Genomic DNA, 4,757 nt, shown 5'->3' on the forward strand with positions numbered 1-4,757 from the left:
GTCTCGTCGCCCATCGTCAGCGCCTGCTTTGCTTGACCCTCAATGGTGGCGTTCTGGTGGTCCAGTCTGTCGATCTGCTGTTCGATCTGTTTGCGTGCAGTCACGACCTCAACGATCGCCCGCTTTAGATTGGTCAGGGTGTCGTTCATCTGATTATAGGCATGATTGAACATTTCGGCCGGCACTTCGGCTCGGTCCAGCGCGGCGTCGCCCTTGGCAGCAACGATTGTTTTCAGACGGGCAAAAAAACTCATGTGACGGTTAACTCCATTGTTCGGGTTTGGCGGCGGCTGGTTCGTCAAGTGCCGCCGCGGGATAGGACCATTAGCTGTTATGTACCCTTGATTTTCTGTAGGTTACAGCAGGGGTCGTCGCCGTGAGCTTCCCTACATACATTGCCTTGATGATGCCCCTGCGGCCAACGAAGATCGTCGTCGGCACCGCGAAGTCGCCGGTTTTTTCGAAAGCGTGGTCGACCGTGATTTTCCTCTGCCTCCCGGATCCGTCCATATCGGGTAGCTGACCGGCTGTTGCTCCAGAAACGCCTGAACCTGCGATGCCAGATCGGCGAGGTCGACGCCGACCAGATCGTACGAAATCTTCCTTGCCATCCTTGGCGTAGGTCCGGCTGAGTAGCGGCATCTTTCTCGCGGCAACGCAGGCACCAAATCGCAGAGGTATTGATGATTGCCGGCATATCAGCCCGTTCCTAAACCTTGATGCTGTCATAGCGGACCTCGGTTATCATACCCGTCATCATGTGGTAGAGATTATGGCAATGGAGCGGCCAACGCCCAGGGTTGTTAGCATCGAAGGCGATCCGCACGCTGCCCATCGGCGTAACTAGCACGGTGTCTCGCTTGGCGCCCCTGATCGGCTGACCGTTCACCGCGATGACCTGAAACGCGTGGCCGTGAAGGTGCATCGGGTGCGCCATCATCGAATTGTTGACCATCTCGATTTCCACACGCTGGCCCTTCTGGAGCATCAGCGGCGTGATATGTGGCCAGTATTCCCCGTTCAGTGACCAGGAATAGGGTTTCATACCGCCCGCGAGGACCATCCGGTGTACAAGATCGGGCTGGCGGGGCGCGAGCGGCGCGCGTGCGACCAACCGCGTCTCCATAGAATTGTCGATTGGTTGCATCCTGTCGAGCCCGGTTCCGTCGATGCGGGGAGCCGATGCCCCAGGTGTTGTCAGCACAATACCGGTGCATCTCCGTGTACCCTCCAGCCGCGCCAGGATCGGGAACGCGCCAGCACCTGGCAGGTCAACCAGGATATCGAGCCGCTGCGCGATTGCCAGAGGAAAGCGCCGGCCCGCCAGCGGGTACACCGGGTGGCCGTCAACCGCCACCACATGACCGGCCAACGCGCCTAAATCGACCCAGAACTGGCTAGATGAGGCCCCATTGATGATTCTGAGACGGACCCGCCCCGAACGTTCCACCTGAACAATCTCGGGATCGCGCAAGGTGCGATCATTCGCCAGAAAAGCATCATAGTCGATGTCGTTCAGGTCCATCTTCATGCCGCCCATGGATCCCATAACGTTTTTCTTCGACATGGTGCCCATACTCTGCATGCCTTGCATCATGCCCATCGCATTTTCGCCCGATACCTGTGGTGGTGAAGATGCGGAGACGTTTTCGCTCGTAGTGGCCAACGCGCGAATTTGGGAAGGCGTTTGGCCAGTCAGGCTGGCCAACAGCGCGTCAGGACTCCTGAAGCTGAAATCATGCAGCATGAGCACGATCTCCTGGCGATCCTCGCGGAGTTCGATCGCATCGCGCACGATCAGCGGCGCCGTCATCAGGCTCTGCTCCTGCAGGCCCTGATGTGAATGCATCCAGTAAGTTCCTGGGATCGGCGCGTAGTCATAAGTGCGTGTAGCCGCCGGAGCGATCGGTGGAGTCTGTGGCCAGGGGAAGCCGTCCTGGGTCCATGGCGGGAGCTGACCGTGCCAATGGATGATCGTGTGATCGGCGGTCTGATTAGCGAGCTCGACCTGGAACCGCTCGCCTGGCGCCAAAGTAAGGCCAGGGCGCCCAGCCTCATCGGATAAACGAAACACCTTCGCCGCGCGACCGTTCACCTCCAGGCTGCGTGTGTCCGCGATCAGTCGGCGCTTGGACTCGATGGCCGTAGCGGCATGGGCACCAACCGCGGTCATCGTGCTCAGTGTCAGGCCACCGGCCATAAGGCCACGGCGGGAAACCATCGTCATCTTCTTATCCTTTTTCTTATTCAGCAACCGCCTGAAAGGGTCAGCCGATCCCGCGTTCGGGGCAGTCAATGAATTTTGTAACCTTCATCCTCAATGGCCTTAATCACGGCCTCGGTCGGGATCGTCGCCAGGTCGCCATCGATCTTGACAACCCCATGATTGAGATCGACCGCGACGTCCGCACCTGGAACAACTGTGTGAACCGCATTAGTCACAGCCCGGACGCAATGGCCACACGTCATACCGCCAACTTTGAATTCCAACATCGCCAGTCTCCATCTGAATTGAAATAATTTCTGTCGGAATGAGCTATTCACACCGATCTCCTTTAAGATGGGGTTTCCCACAATGGGAATGTCAATACCCGCCCAGCACCGAATCAACCCCTTGACCTTCCCACTGTGGTAATCACCAGATGAGCATGATCGGTAAGGGGTCCGACAATGGAGATTGTGATGAACACCGCAAATATGGTCGCGGGGGCAACCATCAAAATCCCGCCGGGAGGTAATTCCAGGCGGATCGAATTCTCTATCGAGGGGATGACCTGCGCGTCGTGTGTTTCGCGGGTCGAAGGGGCAATCCAGCATGTGCCCGGCGTCGCCGCGGTATCAGTCAACCTGAGTTCCGAGCATGTGCAGGTCACATTCGCGAGTGCCGAGGCCAATATTGGCGCCGTGGTGACTGCCGTTGAAAAGGCTGGGTACGGTGTGGCAAGCCACGATATCGAACTGGCGATCGACGGCATGACTTGCGCCTCCTGTGTCGCGCGGGTGGAACGCGCGTTACACAAAGTTTCAGGCGTCACATCGGCTAGTGTGAATCTGGCTAACGAAATGGCGCGTGTCAGCGGAAGCGGCGTTGACGAAACGGCACTAATCGCCGCGGTGGAGCATGCCGGGTACGGCGCCCGCCTGACCGGACGGGGCGTTTCGGAAGACGACAGAAAAAAGCATGAATCTCGTGCAGCGCTGATTCATGTCGGTATCGCCGCCCTGCTCACCGCACCGTTATTTATAATTATGATCCTGCGTCTTACCGGCAGCCCGTTTGAGTTGCCCGGCTGGGTGGAGCTCGCCCTCGCCACGCCGGTGCAGTTCTGGCTCGGCGGACGCTTCTACTGTGCCGGATGGAAGGCGGTACGGGCGGGCACCGGCAACATGGACCTGCTTGTCTCCCTGGGCACTTCTGCTGCCTACGGGCTCAGCCTCTGGCTGCTCATTCGCGCATGGGTGACGGGAACGATGCCCGCAGCGCTCTACTTCGATTCCTCGACGATCGTGATCACCCTGATCCTGTTCGGCAAATGGCTAGAGGCGCGCGGCAAGCGCCAGACCGGCGAGGCATTGCGCGCGCTCACGGCACTGCGCCCAGAGCGTGCGCACCTGCGCGAAGCCGACGGCATGGAACACGACGTCGCGGTCAACCAGGTCACGGTAGGTGATATCGTGGTCATCAGGCCTGGCGAGCGCATCCCGGTAGACGGCGTGATCCACGAAGGCGAAAGTGCTGCCGACGAATCCATGCTGACTGGCGAGAGCCTGCCAGTGCCGAAGACGCCGGGTGACAAAGTGATCGGCGGTGCCATCAATGGCGAAGGACTGCTCGTCGTCGAAACCAGCGCGGTAGGTGCGGAATCGGCGCTGGCGCGTATCGTGCGCCTGGTCGAGAGTGCGCAGGCGGCGAAAGCACCAATCCAGAAGCTGGTCGATAGGGTCGCCGCGGTGTTCGTGCCCGTGGTGCTCGGGATCGCCGTGGTGACCTTTTTGGCCTGGTGGCTTACGACCGGACATGTCGAGCACGCGATCCTGGCTGCTGTTTCGGTGCTGGTCATCGCCTGTCCATGCTCGCTCGGCCTCGCCACGCCGACCGCTGTCATGGCGGGAACCGGCGTCGCGGCAAAATATGGCATCCTGATCAAGGACGCAGAGACCCTGGAGATCGCCCACCGGATCGACACCGTAGCCTTCGACAAGACTGGCACGCTCACCGAAGGCAATCCCTCGATTATCGCACTCGAAGCGGCGGACGGTGCCCCAGTCGCGGAACTGCTTCGTCTCGCGGCCGGGGTACAGCAAGCAAGCGAGCACCCGCTCGCCAAGGCCGTACGCGAGCGGGCGAAAGCCGATGGTATCCGGCCACCACATTCAACGGATGTACGGACGCTGCCGGGGCGCGGCATAAAAGCAACCGTCGACGGACGTGAACTGGTGTTCGGTTCGCACCGCGTGATCAAGGAAAACGGTCTCAACGCCAGCGCGCTGGGGGCCCGCGCTGCCGCGCTCGAAGACGAAGGACGCACCGTGTCCTGGTTAATCGAGACAGGTCCCGATCAGCGCGTTATCGGCCTGATCGGCTTTGGCGATGCGTTGAAATCCACAGCGCAGCAAGCGGTTGCCGCCCTGCATGCCCGGGGGCTGCGCGTCGCGATGCTAACTGGCGATAATCCGGGAAGCGCGCGAGTCGCAGCTCATTCACTCGGCATCGACGACGTGCAGGCAGAAATCCTGCCCGAGCACAAAGCCGAAGC

4 protein-coding genes are annotated in these 4,757 nt (G+C 60.1%); 1 reads left to right on the plus strand and 3 read right to left on the minus strand.

The window, feature by feature from the left end; all coding sequences use genetic code 11:
• The 3 genes from BUB54_RS19460 to BUB54_RS19475 form a co-directional block, all read right to left on the minus strand.
• Nucleotides 1-254: PspA/IM30 family protein (locus tag BUB54_RS19460; protein ID WP_175556556.1), on the minus strand; the 254-nt coding region annotated here is incomplete at its 3' end.
• Between the two features lie 455 nt (nucleotides 255-709).
• Nucleotides 710-2,227, minus strand: a complete 1,518-nt coding sequence (locus BUB54_RS19470; RefSeq protein WP_083553832.1) for a multicopper oxidase family protein — start codon at nucleotides 2,225-2,227, stop codon at nucleotides 710-712.
• Nucleotides 2,228-2,292: 65 nt separating this feature from the next.
• A complete protein-coding gene (locus tag BUB54_RS19475; protein ID WP_048880068.1) occupies nucleotides 2,293-2,493 on the minus strand; it encodes a heavy-metal-associated domain-containing protein in 201 nt (66 codons plus the stop codon).
• Nucleotides 2,494-2,670: 177 nt separating this feature from the next.
• On the opposite strand from BUB54_RS19475, the gene BUB54_RS19480 reads away from it, so the two are divergent.
• The coding region (locus BUB54_RS19480; protein ID WP_139285019.1) for a heavy metal translocating P-type ATPase at nucleotides 2,671-4,757 on the plus strand (2,087 nt) is incomplete at its 3' end.

Origin of the sequence: Acidocella aminolytica 101 = DSM 11237, from assembly GCF_900129125.1 — a bacterium.
In the GTDB taxonomy this organism is placed as follows: Bacteria; Pseudomonadota; Alphaproteobacteria; order Acetobacterales; family Acetobacteraceae; genus Acidocella; species Acidocella aminolytica.